This window comes from Sphingomonas sp. BAUL-RG-20F-R05-02 (assembly GCF_022662305.1).
In the GTDB taxonomy this organism is placed as follows: Bacteria; Pseudomonadota; Alphaproteobacteria; order Sphingomonadales; family Sphingomonadaceae; genus Sphingomonas.
On sequence record NZ_JAKNQH010000004.1, the window covers coordinates 177,116 to 191,525 of the forward strand.

The 14,410-nt window shown below is 65.2% G+C and carries 19 protein-coding genes; 12 read left to right on the forward strand and 7 right to left on the reverse strand.

Annotated elements, in window-relative coordinates:
• The first annotated feature begins 69 nt into the window (after positions 1-69).
• The 3 genes from L8F97_RS10950 (at position 70) to L8F97_RS10960 (ending at position 2,052) form a co-directional block, all read left to right on the forward strand.
• The gene (locus L8F97_RS10950; RefSeq protein ID WP_242149483.1) at positions 70-1,035 is read left to right on the forward strand and encodes an Mrp/NBP35 family ATP-binding protein; all 966 of its coding nucleotides are present in this window, start codon (positions 70-72) and stop codon (positions 1,033-1,035) included.
• Positions 1,035-1,463, forward strand: a complete 429-nt coding sequence (locus tag L8F97_RS10955; protein ID WP_242149486.1) for a CoA-binding protein — start codon at positions 1,035-1,037, stop codon at positions 1,461-1,463. Before L8F97_RS10950 ends, L8F97_RS10955 begins: the two co-directional genes overlap by 1 nt.
• 241 nt (positions 1,464-1,704) lie before the next feature.
• Entirely contained in the window at positions 1,705-2,052 is a 348-nt protein-coding gene (locus tag L8F97_RS10960; RefSeq protein WP_242149489.1) for a hypothetical protein, read from the forward strand.
• A 3-nt stretch (positions 2,053-2,055) separates the two neighbouring features.
• Here L8F97_RS10960 and L8F97_RS10965 read toward each other — a convergent pair whose 3' ends face one another.
• Positions 2,056-3,342 (reverse strand): homoserine dehydrogenase, encoded by a 1,287-nt coding sequence (locus L8F97_RS10965; RefSeq protein WP_242149491.1) that lies wholly within the window; start codon positions 3,340-3,342, stop codon positions 2,056-2,058.
• Between the two features lie 61 nt (positions 3,343-3,403).
• A complete protein-coding gene (locus tag L8F97_RS10970; RefSeq protein ID WP_242150143.1) occupies positions 3,404-4,357 on the reverse strand; it encodes an isopenicillin N synthase family dioxygenase in 954 nt (317 codons plus the stop codon).
• Between the two features lie 70 nt (positions 4,358-4,427).
• On the opposite strand from L8F97_RS10970, the gene L8F97_RS10975 reads away from it, so the two are divergent.
• From L8F97_RS10975 to L8F97_RS10985, 3 genes are all read left to right on the forward strand, one after another.
• On the forward strand, positions 4,428-5,744 hold the full coding sequence (locus tag L8F97_RS10975; RefSeq protein WP_313931952.1) for a multidrug effflux MFS transporter: 1,317 nt from the start codon (positions 4,428-4,430) through the stop codon (positions 5,742-5,744).
• A 96-nt stretch (positions 5,745-5,840) separates the two neighbouring features.
• The gene (locus tag L8F97_RS10980) at positions 5,841-6,188 is read left to right on the forward strand and encodes a DNA primase (RefSeq protein WP_242149494.1); all 348 of its coding nucleotides are present in this window, start codon (positions 5,841-5,843) and stop codon (positions 6,186-6,188) included.
• Between the two features lie 203 nt (positions 6,189-6,391).
• The gene (locus tag L8F97_RS10985; RefSeq protein WP_242149496.1) at positions 6,392-7,003 is read left to right on the forward strand and encodes a hypothetical protein; all 612 of its coding nucleotides are present in this window, start codon (positions 6,392-6,394) and stop codon (positions 7,001-7,003) included.
• Between the two features lie 17 nt (positions 7,004-7,020).
• Here L8F97_RS10985 and L8F97_RS10990 read toward each other — a convergent pair whose 3' ends face one another.
• The gene (locus tag L8F97_RS10990; protein ID WP_242149499.1) at positions 7,021-7,203 is read right to left on the reverse strand and encodes a hypothetical protein; all 183 of its coding nucleotides are present in this window, start codon (positions 7,201-7,203) and stop codon (positions 7,021-7,023) included.
• A gap of 131 nt (positions 7,204-7,334) precedes the next feature.
• Here L8F97_RS10990 and L8F97_RS10995 point away from each other — a divergent pair, with 131 nt between their 5' ends.
• From L8F97_RS10995 to proC, 6 genes are all read left to right on the forward strand, one after another.
• Positions 7,335-8,042 (forward strand): Crp/Fnr family transcriptional regulator, encoded by a 708-nt coding sequence (locus tag L8F97_RS10995; protein WP_242149502.1) that lies wholly within the window; start codon positions 7,335-7,337, stop codon positions 8,040-8,042.
• A 171-nt stretch (positions 8,043-8,213) separates the two neighbouring features.
• The gene (locus L8F97_RS11000; protein WP_242149505.1) at positions 8,214-8,951 is read left to right on the forward strand and encodes a TlyA family RNA methyltransferase; all 738 of its coding nucleotides are present in this window, start codon (positions 8,214-8,216) and stop codon (positions 8,949-8,951) included.
• A gap of 102 nt (positions 8,952-9,053) precedes the next feature.
• Positions 9,054-9,611 (forward strand): TspO/MBR family protein, encoded by a 558-nt coding sequence (locus L8F97_RS11005; protein WP_242149509.1) that lies wholly within the window; start codon positions 9,054-9,056, stop codon positions 9,609-9,611.
• A 25-nt stretch (positions 9,612-9,636) separates the two neighbouring features.
• The gene (locus tag L8F97_RS11010; RefSeq protein ID WP_242149512.1) at positions 9,637-9,900 is read left to right on the forward strand and encodes an accessory factor UbiK family protein; all 264 of its coding nucleotides are present in this window, start codon (positions 9,637-9,639) and stop codon (positions 9,898-9,900) included.
• Positions 9,901-10,011: 111 nt separating this feature from the next.
• On the forward strand, positions 10,012-10,512 hold the full coding sequence (locus L8F97_RS11015) for a YbjN domain-containing protein (protein WP_242149515.1): 501 nt from the start codon (positions 10,012-10,014) through the stop codon (positions 10,510-10,512).
• A gap of 12 nt (positions 10,513-10,524) precedes the next feature.
• Positions 10,525-11,337, forward strand: coding sequence for a pyrroline-5-carboxylate reductase (gene proC, locus L8F97_RS11020; protein ID WP_242149518.1), 813 nt, complete (start codon positions 10,525-10,527; stop codon positions 11,335-11,337).
• A 156-nt stretch (positions 11,338-11,493) separates the two neighbouring features.
• On the opposite strand, the gene mtnA is transcribed toward proC, so the two are convergent.
• The 4 genes from mtnA to L8F97_RS11040 are packed head-to-tail and all read right to left on the reverse strand — an operon-like array spanning position 11,494 to position 14,369.
• Positions 11,494-12,525, reverse strand: a complete 1,032-nt coding sequence (mtnA, locus tag L8F97_RS11025; RefSeq protein ID WP_242149520.1) for an S-methyl-5-thioribose-1-phosphate isomerase — start codon at positions 12,523-12,525, stop codon at positions 11,494-11,496.
• Positions 12,526-12,562: 37 nt separating this feature from the next.
• Complete coding sequence (mtnC, locus tag L8F97_RS11030) at positions 12,563-13,204, reverse strand: acireductone synthase (RefSeq protein ID WP_242149523.1); 642 nt, start codon at positions 13,202-13,204, stop codon at positions 12,563-12,565.
• A complete protein-coding gene (locus L8F97_RS11035) occupies positions 13,201-13,740 on the reverse strand; it encodes a 1,2-dihydroxy-3-keto-5-methylthiopentene dioxygenase (protein WP_242149526.1) in 540 nt (179 codons plus the stop codon). The genes mtnC and L8F97_RS11035 overlap by 4 nt, the downstream gene beginning before the upstream one ends.
• Complete coding sequence (locus L8F97_RS11040; protein WP_242149529.1) at positions 13,737-14,369, reverse strand: methylthioribulose 1-phosphate dehydratase; 633 nt, start codon at positions 14,367-14,369, stop codon at positions 13,737-13,739. The genes L8F97_RS11035 and L8F97_RS11040 overlap by 4 nt, the downstream gene beginning before the upstream one ends.
• Positions 14,370-14,410 lie beyond the last annotated feature (41 nt).

The window sequence follows — 14,410 nt, forward strand, 5'->3', positions numbered from 1 at the left end:
TCACTCTATAGGTATGCCTGCCGGTGAAAAATAGTGCCAAGCGGCCGGAACGACCCTATCTGCGCAACGATGACCGATCCAGCCCAGTTAGAAGCCGCCCTGTCGCCCGTCGCCGGCACCCGCGCCACCGCTCGGATCGAGGGTTCGCGCGCCAGCATCATCCTCGACGTCAGCGGGCTCGACGCGAGCGAACATGATCCTCTCGAAGCACGCGTCCGCGCCGCCGCGTTGACGGTGCCAGGTATCGAGACGGTGCGCGTCGCGCTCACCAGCCAGCGCACCCGGCGGCTGTCGATCGCGGTGGCGAGTGGCAAGGGCGGGGTGGGCAAGTCCACCGTGTCGGCCAATCTCGCGATCGGGCTGAAGGCGCGCGGACGGCGGGTCGGGCTGGTCGATGCCGATATCTACGGTCCCTCCCAGCCGCGGCTGATGCGGGTCGAGGGCAGCAAGCCGACCGCGCGCGACAAGGTGCTGCAACCGGTTTCGACCCCGTATGGCGTACCGCTGCTGTCGATGGGTCAACTCGTCGCCGCCGATCAGGCGATCGCGTGGCGCGGGCCGATGGCGGCGGGTGCGCTCGGGCAACTGGTCGATGCCAATTGGGGTGATGCCGATACGTTGGTCCTCGATCTGCCGCCCGGCACCGGCGACGTGCAGCTCACCATGATACAGAAGCACCGCCCGGCCGGCGCGGTGATCGTCTCTACGCCCCAGGATCTCGCGTTGATCGATGCGCGCCGTGCGATCGATCTGTTCCAGAAGGCCGGCATCCCGATCATCGGCCTGATCGAGAACATGGCCGGTTATGCCTGCCCGCATTGCGGCGAGGTATCCGATCCGTTCGGGCAGGGCGGTGCCGAGGCGGCGGCGCGGGAACTCGGCATCGCGTTTCTCGGTCGCATCCCGCTCGACATCGCGATCCGCACCGGCTCCGATGCAGGGCTGCCGCCCGCGGCCGGGAACGGTCCGGAAGGCGCGGCGTTCGCCCCGATAGCCGATGCTGTGGCACGCTGGATCGAGACGGAGGGACGCTAATGCCGATCACCGATGATGCCGGGATCAAGGCGCTGCTCGAAGAAACGCGCACCATCGCACTGGTCGGCGCGTCCGACCGGCCGAGCCGCCCGTCCTGGGGCGTGATGAAGCGGTTGCAGGATCACGGCTACCGTGTGATTCCCGTCAATCCGCAGATCACCGGCGAGCATGTCCACGGCGAGTTCGTGTTCCGCGATCTCGATCAGCTCGGCGATCCGATCGACATTGTCGACATCTTCCGCAATTCGGCGGCGGCTGGCGACGTGGTGGACGATGCGATCCGCATCGGCGCGAAGGCGGTGTGGATGCAGATCGGCGTCGTCAACGAAGCCGCCGCTGCGCGTGCCGAGGCGGCTGGGCTGAAAGTTGTGATGGATCGCTGCCCCGCGATCGACATTCCCCGGCTCGGTGTCGCGCGCATCGGGTGAGGAAACAGCACCCTGATCTACCTATAGCCTAGGCGTGACGGTGAAGTGGAACCGTCGTCACGCTTATGGATGAGCGTTGGTTCGTTCCCTCTGCCGCCGTGTTCGATCATCGTGGCGATAGCATCCTCAAAACAGGGCGTAGCCGCGCGCTGATGCATCATAGCAACGCGTTGCCGACGGCTTGACCTCGCGTCGGGCGCCGGTATCCTCACATCCTTGACCGATGATCGCCGGGGTTACGATGGTAACTGCGCTCCTGCTTGTGCTGCTCGACGCACCCGCCATGGCGGCGGAGACACGATACCGTGCGATGACCAGCGCCACGCCTGCATGTTCGCACCCCGATGGCGACGACGTGGTGGTCTGCGGCCGGCGAAGCGCCGATCGCTATCGCGCGCCGCTGGTGGTGCATGATGCGGGCGATCCGATGTACGAAGGCGTGCCCGCCGAACGCGAACGGCTGTTCGCCAGAACCGACAATTGCCAGGAAAAGTCTCTTTTCCTCGTCGGTTGCGGTTCGGCTGGCGTAAAGGCGACGGTCGGCGCGGGCGGCGTTCACGTCGCAGGTGAGCGGGCGCTGGCGCCCTAGCGTCTACTCGAGAATGTGCATCCACAGCGGCTGGCCGGTCAGGCTCTGCGAACCCCGCAGCCGCTCCAGTGCCTGCGCAACCGCACGTTCAGGCGCTTCATGCGTGACGATCGCGACCAGCACGCTGCCATCGACGTTCGCCCCGCGCTGGATAAGGCTTTCGATCGACACGCCCGCATCGCGCATCGCTGCGGCGATTTCCGCCAGGACGCCCACCTTGTCCGCTACCGCGAACCGCACGTAGGAGCGCCCGTGCCGCTCGCCCGGGTCGGCCGGCGCTTGTGCGGCCAGTGCCGAGGATGGCATCGCGAAGGCCGGGCCGAACTCACCGCGCGCGATGTCGATCAGGTCGGCGACCACGGCGCTCGCGGTGGGGCCGTCGCCCGCGCCCGCGCCCTGGAACAGCAGCCGGCCGACGTAATTGCCCTCCGCCACCACCGCGTTGGTCGCGCCGGTGACATGCGCGAGCGGGTGGCTGACCGGGACGAGATGCGGGTGCACGCGCTGGAACAGGCCACCCGCGGAATGGTCCGCTACCCCCAGCAAGCGCACGCGGTAGCCGAGCGCCGCCGCCTCGGCGATATCGGCGGCGAGGACGTGGCGGATGCCGCTTGCCTGCACGTCCGCAAACGCCGGTTGCGTGCCGAACGCAATGCTGGCGAGGATCGACAGCTTGTGCGCGGCATCGATGCCGTCGATGTCGAACGTCGGATCGGCTTCGGCATAACCGAGCGCCTGCGCCTCGGCGAGCACGTCGGCGAAGTCGCGACCTTCCGCCTCCATCTTCGACAGGATGAAGTTGCAGGTGCCGTTGAGGATGCCGTAAACCCGGCCGATCTCGTTGGCGGCGGCACCTTCGCGCAAGCCTTTGATGACCGGTATGCCACCTGCGACCGCCGCTTCGAACTTCAGCGCGACGCCAGCCTGCTCGGCGGCTCCGGCCAGCTCCAGCCCGTGATGCGCGATCATCGCCTTGTTTGCCGTCACGAAGCCCTTGCCCGCCGCCAGCGTGCGCCGTGCAAGCGTGAGGGCGGGACCGTCCGAACCGCCGACCAGCTCGACCACCACATCAACCTCGCGCGCGGCGAGTTCCGTCGTATCGTCGACCCATTCGAACCGGGAAATATCGGCACCGCGATCTTTGCCGCGATCCCGCGCAGAGACCGCGACGATCTCGATCGGCCGCCCCGCGCGCCGGGCGATCAACGCACCGTTTTCGTCGAGCAGGCGGATGACGCCGCCGCCGACGGTGCCGAGGCCAGCGAGCGCGATACGGAGCGGTTGGGTCATGCGTCTCTTTCTTCGGAGTCTCGGCGCCTTTAGCCAGCGTCCGGATCGCGGAACAAGCCGGTTATTTCTTGACCAAGCCGATCTCGACCAGCCGCTCGTGCAGGTAATCGTGCGAGGTGATCGGCTGAGGGTAGCGGTTGGGCCGGTCCGCCGTGATGCAGCCCGGCAGCGTCTCGATCAGAAAATCGGGGTTGGGATGCAGGAAGAACGGCATCGAGTAGCGCGATACACCGCGCCGCTCGGGCGGCGGATTGACGACACGGTGGCTGGTCGAGGGCAGCACATGGTTGGTCAGCCGTTGCAGCATGTCGCCGACGTTGACGACCAGCGCGCCCTCCGGCGGCTTGATCGGCAGCCATTGCCCGTCCCGGTCGAGCAGTTCGAGGCCGGCCTCCTCCGCGCCGAGCAGCAAGGTGATGAGGTTGATATCCTCATGCGCACCAGCCCGCACGCCCTCGGCGTCGGCCGGGATCGGCGGATAGTGCAGTAGCCGCAGGATCGAATTGCCGTCCTGCACCGCCGGATCGAACCAGTCCGGCGCAAGATTGAGATGCCGCGCGATCGCCGACAGCAGACGGTCGCCGGCACGATCGAACGCCGCGTAAAGGTTCAGGAACGTGTCCTTGAATCCCGCCGGCTGCTCTGGCCAGATGTTGGGTGGCATCCGGTCGGACAAGGCATGACCCGTGGGCAGTTCGCGGCCGACGTGCCAGAACTCCTTCAGGTCGACCACCGACGCGCCCTTGGCGATTTCGGTCTTGAACGGCGTATAGCCGCGCTGCCCGCCGCCTGCGGGGGTGAAGTAGCGGCGCTTTTCCGCATCCGGCAGCGCGAAGAATGCCGCCGTCTCGGCCCAGCCCTGCGCGATCAAGTCGGCAGGGATGCCGTGGTCGGCGATCACCGCGAACCCGAACCGCTCGAACGATCCGCCTAACGCGGCGGCGAAGCCGGCCGGGTCCGAGTCCGCGGCGGCGAGCGAGAGCGTGGGGATGGAGGAGAGCGCGGTGTCGGGCATCATGCGGCTTTCATGGTAATTTACCGCAACATAGTCGGGGTGGGCGGCGGCTCACAAGGTTTGTCGCGAGATGGGCACCCTTGGCATCGCGCCGCGTGCAATTACGACAGGTGCGCTTGCACGTGACCAGCAGGTCGATGTCGGGCATTGCCACGCAATGTCGATCGAATCGCCGCCTCGCGCGCCAAACACCGCGCCGATCCCCTTCTACGAATTCGTCGCGCTCGTCGCCGCCTTGATGTCGCTCGGCGCGCTCGGCATCGATTCGATGCTGCCCGCGCTGCCCGATATCGGCCGCAGGCTTGGCGCGGACAGCGTTGCGGAGCGTTCGCTTGTCGTCACCGTCTTCGTGGTCGGCTTCGGTCTTGGCCAGATCGTGCAGGGGCCGCTGACCGATCGTCACGGCAGGCGACCGATCCTGATCGGCGGGTTGGCCGGCTACATCGTCTGTTGCCTGCTCGCCGGCCTCGCGGGCAGCTTCACGCTGTTGCTGATCGCGCGCTTCATTGGCGGAGTGTCGATCGCGGCGGGGCGGGTCGTCACCATCGCGCTGGTGCGCGATTGCTTTACCGGCCGCGCGATGGCGCAGGTCTCCAGCCTCGCGTTCATGGTGTTCATGGCAGCGCCGATCCTCGCCCCCAGCGTTGGGCAGTTGGTGCTGCTCGCCGGATCGTGGCGGCTGATCTTCGAGGTGATTGCCGGCCTCGCGTTAATCGTGCTGTCGTGGTTCGCATGGCGCATGCCCGAGACGCTGGCGCCCGCGAACCGGCTGCCGCTGTCGATCGCCCAACTGGTGCGGGGCTACCGCCTGACGCTGACCGACCGCGCATCGTTCGGTTACATGATCGCCGGGCTGATCGTGCAGGGGGCGCTGTTCGGCTATATCGGACTGATCGAGCCGATCATGGAGAAGGTGTTTCACGCCCAGCATCTGCTCGGCCCGGTGTTTGCCGCCTCGGCCGGCGCGATGGCGGTGGCGAACCTGCTCAACTCACGCATCGTCATGCGGATCGGCATGCGGCGCATCTCGCAGGCGGCCTTGGTCGTGATGACGCTGGCGGCGGCGGGCGGCCTGATCGCGGATAAGATGGGATCGGAAAGCCTCATCCTGTTCGTCGCGCTACAGGCGCTGGCGATGGCGGGCTATGGCCTCGCCGGATCCAACATGTCAGCGATGGCGATGGAGAATATGGGCGCGATCGCGGGTACCGCCGCGAGCCTGCAAGGTGCGCTGGTCGTTACCGGAGGCGCGGTGATCGGATCGTTCGTCGCGAGCTTTTTCGACGGCACGACGACCGCGCTGCACGCCGGCTTCTTCGTCGCAGGATTGCTAGCTCTGGGCATCGCGGCGATCGTCGAACGCGGGCGACTGTTCCGGCCGAGTTGAGCCCACGCCGCCCATTTTCATGCAAGCCGCCGGAACTGACGCGCGGTTTTGATGTTCGCACCTTATCCCCGCACCTTCGCGGGCAGGAGAGCGACGATGGCGATCAGCGGTGGTTACAGGGTGCCGGGCGAAGGACCGGGTGACGATGGTTATGACGAGGAAGGCTATGACGAGAGCCAGCGCGCGGAAATCTTGGAGGCGACCAGTGGCGGCCCGACGGATGGTGCGATCCTGACCGATCTCGAGCCCGACATCGCCGATGACGATGAGGATGACGAGGACGATCTCAAGATGAAAAGCGATGAGGTCGGCGAGGAAGATGACGACGCCGATCAGGATGAGGACGACCAGGACGAAGACTCGCTTCAGGAGGATTTCGATGCGGACGACCTGGAAGACGATGATGACCTGGACGACAAGGATGATGCCGCGCTGAAGCCCTGATCGTTCCCTCTTGTCTGCGCGCTGGCGCGGTTGATCGGGTCAACCACGCCGGCTAGCGCGTCGACACCGGCTGGAACGGAAGCGGCACCGCGCCGTTTGGCAAGATCATCCTACGAAAGGCCGCCACATTGCGCGTTACCGCCGCCCTGCCGCTGTTGCTTCTTGCCGGTGCCTGTTCCTGTTCGCCTCAGACTGATCCGGGCGTGAATAACAGTGTCGACATCGATGCCGCGGCCGAGCGTGCGCAGAGCAGCATCAACGCCTATCATCCGGACGATCCCGCGAACGATACCGATCCGCTGCCGTCGCCCACGCCGACATCCAGCCGCAACGTTCCCGAAGGCTTCGATGAGCCGCTTGCGCCGCCGCCTCCGGGGGCGCCGGGTGGACTGCCCGATGATCGTACGCCGGTCTCCGAAGCGCCGTTCACACCGGAGAGCGCGCAGGGTGCAGGCCAGGTCGTTCAGCGCTATCATGCGTTGATCGGCGAAGGGAAGTACAAGCAGGCTTGGTTGCTATGGCATGACGGAGGCGCCGCTTCGCGGCAGAGTGCGGCAGATTTCGCGGACACGTTCGCCGCGTATAGCGAGTACCACGCCAATATCGGCGCGCCGGGGCGGATCAATTCTGGTGCGGGCCAGCGGTATGTCACGGTGCCAGTGCAGATCTACGCGCGGCTCAAGCAGGACCATAGGCCGGTTTATCAAATCGGTACCGTAACGTTACGGCGTGCAGGCGACGTGGACGGCGCATCGGCAACGCAAAAATCCTGGCGGATTCAGCAGATCATGCTGAAGCCGGTCCGCCGAAGGTAACCAAGGATCGTCGGCCCTCACTCGGCGCGTTTGCGAGCCTCATCCGCGCTGACGCCTTCGATTTGATCGGTCTCAACTGAGTGAGAGAGTTCCGACCGTTGTTGTTCTGCCTCGCGCGCGGCGGCGCGAAGCGATCGCGCGGTATGCAACGCCGCCTCGGGTGTGAGGGATAAGACGTAACCGTCAGGCCCGTCGATCATCACTTCGCCTCGTTCGGCGGTCGCGTTTGCCGGTAGTTGCTCGGGATGCTTGGTCATGTACGTTACCTCTGACAATGTCTAACGTGCGCGGCAGTGTCGACGTTCCGGCGGGGCGGGGGAATTCAGGATCGATGATTACGCGATTGTTTCTGCAGGCGCATCGCACGCCCGTTCTGGCCCCGGCGGATGTGGCGGCTCTCGAGGCAAGCGTGTCGCGTACGGTGGAGTTCGCAGCGCGGCGTGTCATCGTCCGGCCGCAAGAGCCGCTGAGCCAATGCACCTTGCTGCTCGAAGGGTTTATCGAACGCTATAAAGACACCGCAGAGGGCCGGCGGCAGATTCTCGCGCTGCATGTGCCGGGCGATTTCGTGGATCTGCACAGTTATCCGCTAAAGCAGCTCGAACACAGCGTTGCTGCCTTGACGCCGGTGCGCGTCGCACTGTTCCCGCATGCCGAAATTCGCGCGATCACCCAGCACTCCGCGGCCATCGCCGAGTTGCTCTGGCGATCGACGCTGATCGACGCGGCGATCAATCGGGAGTGGATCGTCTCGGTAGGTGCGCGGGCCGCTGCGGTACGGATCGCGCATCTGTTCTGTGAAATGTATCTGCGCCTCGACCGCGTCAACCTGACGGACGGGCTGCGCTTCCCGCTGCCGCTCACACAGATTGATATCGCAGACGCATCCGGCCTGACCGCCGTTCACGCCAACCGCATGCTTCGCCAATTGCGCGAGCGCAAACTGATCGAGTTTCGACAAGGCAATGTCGAGATCCTCGACTGGCCCGCGCTCAAGCGTTTCGCGGAGTTCGACCCGAGCTACCTGTATCTCGATTGACTGCGGCAGATGTAAGCTTAGGCTGGAAGATAGCCGCGATGGGGGTTGCGCCGCATCGGTCGCTTTGACCGACAGGATCGAATGCGCGTCATGGGATGCGCACGACTTGCCATCGCGGTTGGTGACGGCACAAATTTTACATCGATCGAGGGCTGTGTTTAGAACGACGACATGCCCAAAATCCGTGCCGACCAACTCCTTGTGGACCGGGGACTCGCCGAAAGCCGTGCCCGCGCGCAGGCTCTCATCATGGCCGGGCTGGTGTTCCTCGGCACGCGCAAGATCGAAAAGCCGGGGCAGGCGGTGGCGGATGACGCGCTTCTCGACGTACGCGGGCGCGATCATCCATGGGTATCGCGTGGCGGCATAAAGCTGGCGCACGCGCTGGAGCAGTTCGCGCTCGACGTGACCGGCGTCGTGGCGATCGACGTCGGCTCGTCGACCGGCGGGTTCACCGACGTGCTGCTGACAAACGGCGCGGCGCGCGTTTATGCGGTCGACAGCGGCACCAACCAGCTCGCGTGGCGGCTGCGCGAGGACGAACGGGTAGTGGTGCACGAAAAGACCAGCGCGCGCATCCTAACCGCTGCGCACATCCCCGAAGCGGTCGACCTGATCGTCTGCGACGCAAGCTTCATCGGTCTTGCTAAGGTGCTCGACGTGCCGCTTGGTTTCGCACGCACCGGCGCGCGGCTGGTTGCGCTCATCAAGCCGCAGTTCGAGGCGGGGCGCGGCGAGGTCGGCAAGGGCGGTGTGGTGCGCGATCCCGCCATTCACGCGCGGGTTTGCACAGAGGTGGCGGAATGGCTCTCCAGCAAAGGCTGGCACGTCGATGGCGTGGTGGAAAGCCCGATCACCGGGCCTGAGGGGAATGTCGAGTTTCTCATAACGGGGCATTTGCCGGCCTGAAGCGGTCCGCAACGCGGAACTATGACGCGCTGCGGCAATTGTGTTTCGAGGCCGCAATGATAAACGAACCCCTCACCCAGCAGGGGCGAAAGGACCGACGATTTGAGCGAGATCGCGTCGAAGCAGCAGTTAAGGCTGGCGTTTCTGCGCTGGGCGATCGTCACGGTGCCGCTGATATTGTTGCTCGGTTTCGTGTCCGCGAGGATCGCACCGGCGGGCGACGACAATCGATGGTTCGCGATGTTGGCGAAACCCTCGGTAAACCCGCCGGGTTGGGTGTTTCCATGGGTTTGGACAACGCTTTACATCCTGATGGGCGTCGCGCTTGCCGTGGTGATCCATGCGCGCGGGTCGCGGCTGCGCGGTGCGGCGATCCTGGTCTTCGTCGTGCAGTTGGCGCTCAACCTGATCTGGTCGCCGATCTTCTTCGGTATGCATCGCATTGGTATGGCGACGCTGATCATAGCGGCGATGCTGGTGGCGGCGATCGCGACTACAGTGCTGTTCGGGCGCATCCGCACGCTGGCAGCCTGGCTGATGGTGCCGTATCTGGTGTGGATCAGCTTCGCAGGCGTGCTGTGCTGGCAGATCGGACGGCTCAATCCTGATGCGCAGGGCATTGCGCCATCGGCTGGCAGTACCCAAGTGATAGACCTGTAATCCTTCTTCACGAAAGTTCCGCATCATGCAGGCCGACAACAAGATCTTCGACGATTTCGTGAAATTCATGAACAGCGCGGCAGGTACGCTCGCCGGCGTCGGCCGCGAGGCGGAGGCCAGCGTCAAAGCGCGTGCCAAGGAGTTCATGGGCGGGCTCGACTTCGTCAGTCGTGATGAATTCGAAGCGGTCAAGGCAATGGCGGCGGCTGCCCGCGATGAGGCTGACGAACTCCGCGCGCGTATCGCCACGCTCGAAGCCAAGGCGGCTGGCGCATCGGCGGTCTCCTGATCTCGCGCGACGAAGACACTATGGTGAACGACTTGTGGGCATTGACTTGTCCACAAGTCGTCGTGTTGCCGTGCTTGAGCATCATCGGCGCACAGCGTAAAGGCTGACGATATGCTCGACGAAGCCGACTACGAACGCGACGACGCCGCCCCCATCGACATGCTCGAGAGCTATTTCGCGGCCCATGGCTGGGAGTATGAGCGGCAGGACGATGAAGTCATCGCCAAGGTCAAGGGCAGCTGGACGCAATACGAATTGCGGGCGTTGTGGCGCGAGGAAGACAGCGTAATCCAGTTCCTCGCCTTCCCCGACATACGCGTTACCGACGACCGTCGCGCCGCTTTGTACGAGACGGTCGGCCTCATCAACGAACAGCTTTGGGTGGGTCATTTCGAACTCTGGTCGGCAAGTGGCATCCTGCTCTACCGCCATGCCGCGATGATCGATGGGGAGGGCGGTACGCTGTCGCTCGCTGCGGCCGAACTGCTGGTCGAATCCGCGATCGACGAGTGCGAGCGTTTCTATCCGGTTTTCCAGTTCGTACTGTGGGGCGGCAAGAACCCGAAGGATGCGCTGGCGGCGGCGATGACCGAAACACAGGGTGAAGCTTGAAGTGATCGGCGCATGAGCCTGTCCGCCACCGGATTGCCGGGCCGCATTTTGCTGGTCGGGGCTGGCAACATGGGTGGCGCGATGCTGGAGCGCTGGGTCGCGGCCGGGATCGCGCCGGACGCCATAACGGTATTAGATCCCGGAACGCCCCGCCTTCCCGCAGACGTGCGGCACGTCGTCGCGCTGCCGGAGGACTATACCCCCGACACCTTGGTGCTCGCGATCAAGCCACAACAGCTCGACGCATTCGTCGCGTCCACGCCGGGATTGGCGCCGCGCCTGCTGGTATCGATCCTTGCCGGGGTCGAGGAAACATCACTGGCCACGCGCTTCCCGGGTGTGGGGGTGATCGTGCGAGCGATGCCCAACCTGCCCGTGTCGATCGGCAAAGGCGTGGTTGCGCTGCATGGCGGCGCGGAGGACAGCGAGGCAGTGCGCGCGGTGGAGACGCTGATGCAGCCGCTTGGGCTCGTCGAGTGGATCGGCGAAGAAGCATTGTTTGATGCGGTAACCGCGCTGTCTGGTTGTGGCCCTGCCTTCGTGTTTCGCTTCGCAGAGGCGTTGGCGGAAGCAGGGGTGGCGCTGGGGCTGCCGGCGGATCAGGCTGACCGGCTCGCACGCGCAACGCTGGAAGGAGCCGGCATCATGGCTGCCGCGGCACGCGAGACGCCCGCGACCTTGGCAGACCGGGTGGCAAGCCCCGGAGGCTCCACCCGAGAAGGGCTGAATGTGCTCGACGCGGGAGACGTGCTCAAGGTGCTGATGCGCGCTACGCTGGCAGCCTCAGCGAAACGCAATGCAGAGATGGCGGCGGCGGCACGCTGATCGCCTTTGCCCGGGGGCGATGCTCTGGGTGGTTCACGGCGTGAGCGTGCGGGGAAATCCTAGAAGGTCGAAGGAGCTTCTCCCGCTAGGTGACAAGGTTGCCGCATGTCGCACGCGCAGCTGCTCGCTTCGGCAATCCTGTCACGCTGCGCCAGCTTAAATCCGGTCCAGCAAGCCCCTCTCGGTCAGATACCCGCTTACCAGCCGGGCCGGGGTCACGTCGAACGCCGGGTTCGCCGCCGCCGAGGCGGTGACTCGGATGGTGCCGCCTTCGCCTGCCACGTGCGTCACCTCATCGCCATGGCGCTCCTCGATCGGGATGTCGCGGCCCGTGGCGGTCTCGGCGTCGTAGGTGGTATAGGGCAGCGCGACGTAAAACGGCACGTCGTTATCATGGGCTGCCAGCGCTTTCAGATAGGTACCGATCTTGTTGCACACGTCGCCGTTGGCGGTGACACGATCCGTACCGACGATCACCGCATCGACCTGCCCCTGCATCATCAGATGACCTCCGGCGTTATCGGCGATCACGGTGTGGGGTACGCCATGACCGGCAAGCTCGAACGCGGTCAGCAAAGCGCCTTGGTTACGCGGGCGCGTCTCGTCCACCCAGACGTGCACCGGAATGCCGGCATCGTGCGCGAGGTAGATCGGCGCGGTGGCGGTGCCGTAGTCGACGGTTGCCAGCCAGCCGGCGTTGCAGTGCGTAAGGATGTTGAGCGGGCGATCGGGATGTTTCGCGTGCAAATCGCGCAATAGCGCAAGGCCATGCTCGCCGATCGCTTTGTTGAGCGCAACATCCTCATCGCAGATCGCGTCGGCTCGGGTGAATGCAGCCTCGGCACGGTCGGCGGGGACAAGCGCGCTGACCGCTCCCGCAACCTGCTCCAGCGCCCAACGTAGGTTGACGGCGGTGGGGCGCGCCTCGGCCAGCAGCCTGAAGGCCGCGTCCAGTCCGGCGTCGGAGGGATCGTCGGCGAGCGCCATCGCGAGCCCGTAAGCTGCGGTTGCACCGATCAACGGCGCGCCGCGCGTCCACATCTCGCGGATCGCGATCTCGGCGGCCTGCGCGGATCGCAGTTCCACCCACACGACCTCCCACGGCAGCCGCCGCTGGTCGAGGATGCGCACGCCTTTGCCGTCTTGCGTGCGGGTGATAGAGCGTTGATGGCTGTTTTGGAGGATCATGTCTGGCTCTCAACTCCGCGCGGCACGATGGTCGGGATTAGATGGCGGGCGTGGTGATGGTGCTGAAGTCGGCGATGTCGCCGCTGCCATGCACGCGGTCGATCAGCAGCGCCTGCATTCCAGCGGCACGCGCGGCGGCGATCTCTTCGGATGTGTCGGACAGGAACAGCACCGCACCGATTGGTTCGCCGATTGCCTCGGCGATCTTGGCATAGGAATTCGCTACCCGTTTCGGACCGGTTGTGGTGTCGAAATAGCCGGAGAACACGGGCGTCAGGTCCCCCGCGTCACTATGTGCGAAGAGCAGTTTCTGCGCGGCCACCGAGCCGGAGGAGAAAACGTAAAGCCGTGTCCCTTGCGCGTGCCAGCGCCGCAGCGCGATGGCCGCATCGGCATAGACGTGGCCGGTAAACGCACCGCTTGCATACCCATCGGCCCAGATCATGCCTTGCAAGGCTTTGAGCGGTGTCGCCTTGCGATCCTCATCGATCCAGCGCAGCAACGTCGCGACGGGATCGCCCGGCTCGACGGCTGCGACATCTGCGAGGATCGGCGCGGTTTCGGCCGGATGTGCAGCGACATAGGCCGGTAGACGCTCCCGTGCGTAAGGGAACAGGATATCCGCAACGAACGACAGGCTGGTCGTCGTGCCCTCGATATCGGTGAGGATCGCCTTCACGCCGAGGCGCGCTCATGCCGGGGGAAACGGTCGGCGATGGCATCGCCGGTAAAGCGCGCGATCCAGCCGTCGGGATTGCGGAACAGCCGTATCGCGGTGAAGCGCGGGTGCCCGCCCATGTCGAACCAGTGCGGCATTCCGGCCGGGACGGAAATCAGGTCGCCCTGGGTGCACAGCATATTGAACACCTTGCCCTGCGCATGCAGCGTGAACAGCCCTTCGCCATCGACGAAGAAGCGCACCTCATCTTCGCCGTGGGTGTGTTCCGACAGGAACTTGCCGCGAAGCGCCGCGCGCTCTGGATGATCGGGCGCCATCGCCACGGTATCGACGGACTGGTAGCCGCCTTCCGACTGCAATCGCGCGATTTCGGGCGCGTATGCGTCGAGGATGGCGGTGTCACCGATCTCGCGCGTCGGCCAACGTTCAAAGCGAACGCCGATCGCTGCCAGTTCCGTAGCGATCTGCGAACCGTCCGTACTGACGAGCAATGCCGTGGTGCCGTCGCGTTCGTCGAACACCTGCAATCGACTCATGCCGCTGTTCTCCCCAAGGCGAAACTCCGTGTCGCAAGTTCGGTGGCGACCATGAACTCGATCGCCTCGATCACGCGCTCCGCCTCCGCCATGTCGCGGCCCCAGCCGTACAGGCCGTGACTGCGGATCAGATAGGCGGGCGGAGCGCCGGGCACCAGCAGGGCAGGGGTAACGGCCGTATCGATCACCGCCATATCCTGACTGTTGTCAACGATCGGGAGCGTGACGGACGCGTCGTGCGTGGCATTGCCGGGCAGCGCCTTCAGCATCTCGTGCCCGTCAAAGGTAAAGCCGTCGCCAGCCACCGCGCGGCTCAACCCGACGCTGAGCGGAGAGTGGCTGTGCAGCACCGCCCCGACGTCCGGGAACAGCCGGTAGACGGCCAGGTGCAGCGCGGTTTCGGCCGAAGGCCGCTTCCCGTCGAGCGATACGCCTTCGGCGGACACGCGCATCACGTCGTCCACGTTCAAGCGCCCCTTGTGGCGCCCCGACACGGTCACCGCGAACGTGCCGTCGTCTAGACGCGCCGAATAATTGCCGGAGGTGGCGGGCGCCCAGCCCTTGCCGTCAAGCCATCGCCCCGCCGCCACGATCGCCGCCCGCGCCTCTTGGAAGGAGATGGCGGTCATGCGGCATCACTCGGCTGGAAAGATGGAGCGGGTAAACAGAA

Excerpts from the sequence above, each read along its gene's own strand:
- L8F97_RS10950 (WP_242149483.1), top strand. The coding sequence starts at position 70 with ATGACCGATCCAGCCCAGTTAGAAGCCGCCCTGTCGCCCGTCGCCGGC.
- L8F97_RS10955 (WP_242149486.1), top strand. The coding sequence starts at position 1,035 with ATGCCGATCACCGATGATGCCGGGATCAAGGCGCTGCTCGAAGAAACG.
- L8F97_RS10960 (WP_242149489.1), top strand. The coding sequence starts at position 1,705 with ATGGTAACTGCGCTCCTGCTTGTGCTGCTCGACGCACCCGCCATGGCG.
- L8F97_RS10965 (WP_242149491.1), bottom strand. The coding sequence starts at position 3,342 with ATGACCCAACCGCTCCGTATCGCGCTCGCTGGCCTCGGCACCGTCGGC.
- L8F97_RS10970 (WP_242150143.1), bottom strand. The coding sequence starts at position 4,357 with ATGCCCGACACCGCGCTCTCCTCCATCCCCACGCTCTCGCTCGCCGCC.
- L8F97_RS10975 (WP_313931952.1), top strand. The coding sequence starts at position 4,428 with ATGGGCACCCTTGGCATCGCGCCGCGTGCAATTACGACAGGTGCGCTT.
- L8F97_RS10980 (WP_242149494.1), top strand. The coding sequence starts at position 5,841 with ATGGCGATCAGCGGTGGTTACAGGGTGCCGGGCGAAGGACCGGGTGAC.
- L8F97_RS10990 (WP_242149499.1), bottom strand. The coding sequence starts at position 7,203 with ATGATCGACGGGCCTGACGGTTACGTCTTATCCCTCACACCCGAGGCG.
- L8F97_RS10995 (WP_242149502.1), top strand. The coding sequence starts at position 7,335 with ATGATTACGCGATTGTTTCTGCAGGCGCATCGCACGCCCGTTCTGGCC.
- L8F97_RS11000 (WP_242149505.1), top strand. The coding sequence starts at position 8,214 with ATGCCCAAAATCCGTGCCGACCAACTCCTTGTGGACCGGGGACTCGCC.
- L8F97_RS11010 (WP_242149512.1), top strand. The coding sequence starts at position 9,637 with ATGCAGGCCGACAACAAGATCTTCGACGATTTCGTGAAATTCATGAAC.
- L8F97_RS11015 (WP_242149515.1), top strand. The coding sequence starts at position 10,012 with ATGCTCGACGAAGCCGACTACGAACGCGACGACGCCGCCCCCATCGAC.
- proC (WP_242149518.1), top strand. The coding sequence starts at position 10,525 with ATGAGCCTGTCCGCCACCGGATTGCCGGGCCGCATTTTGCTGGTCGGG.
- mtnA (WP_242149520.1), bottom strand. The coding sequence starts at position 12,525 with ATGATCCTCCAAAACAGCCATCAACGCTCTATCACCCGCACGCAAGAC.
- L8F97_RS11035 (WP_242149526.1), bottom strand. The coding sequence starts at position 13,740 with ATGAGTCGATTGCAGGTGTTCGACGAACGCGACGGCACCACGGCATTG.
- L8F97_RS11040 (WP_242149529.1), bottom strand. The coding sequence starts at position 14,369 with ATGACCGCCATCTCCTTCCAAGAGGCGCGGGCGGCGATCGTGGCGGCG.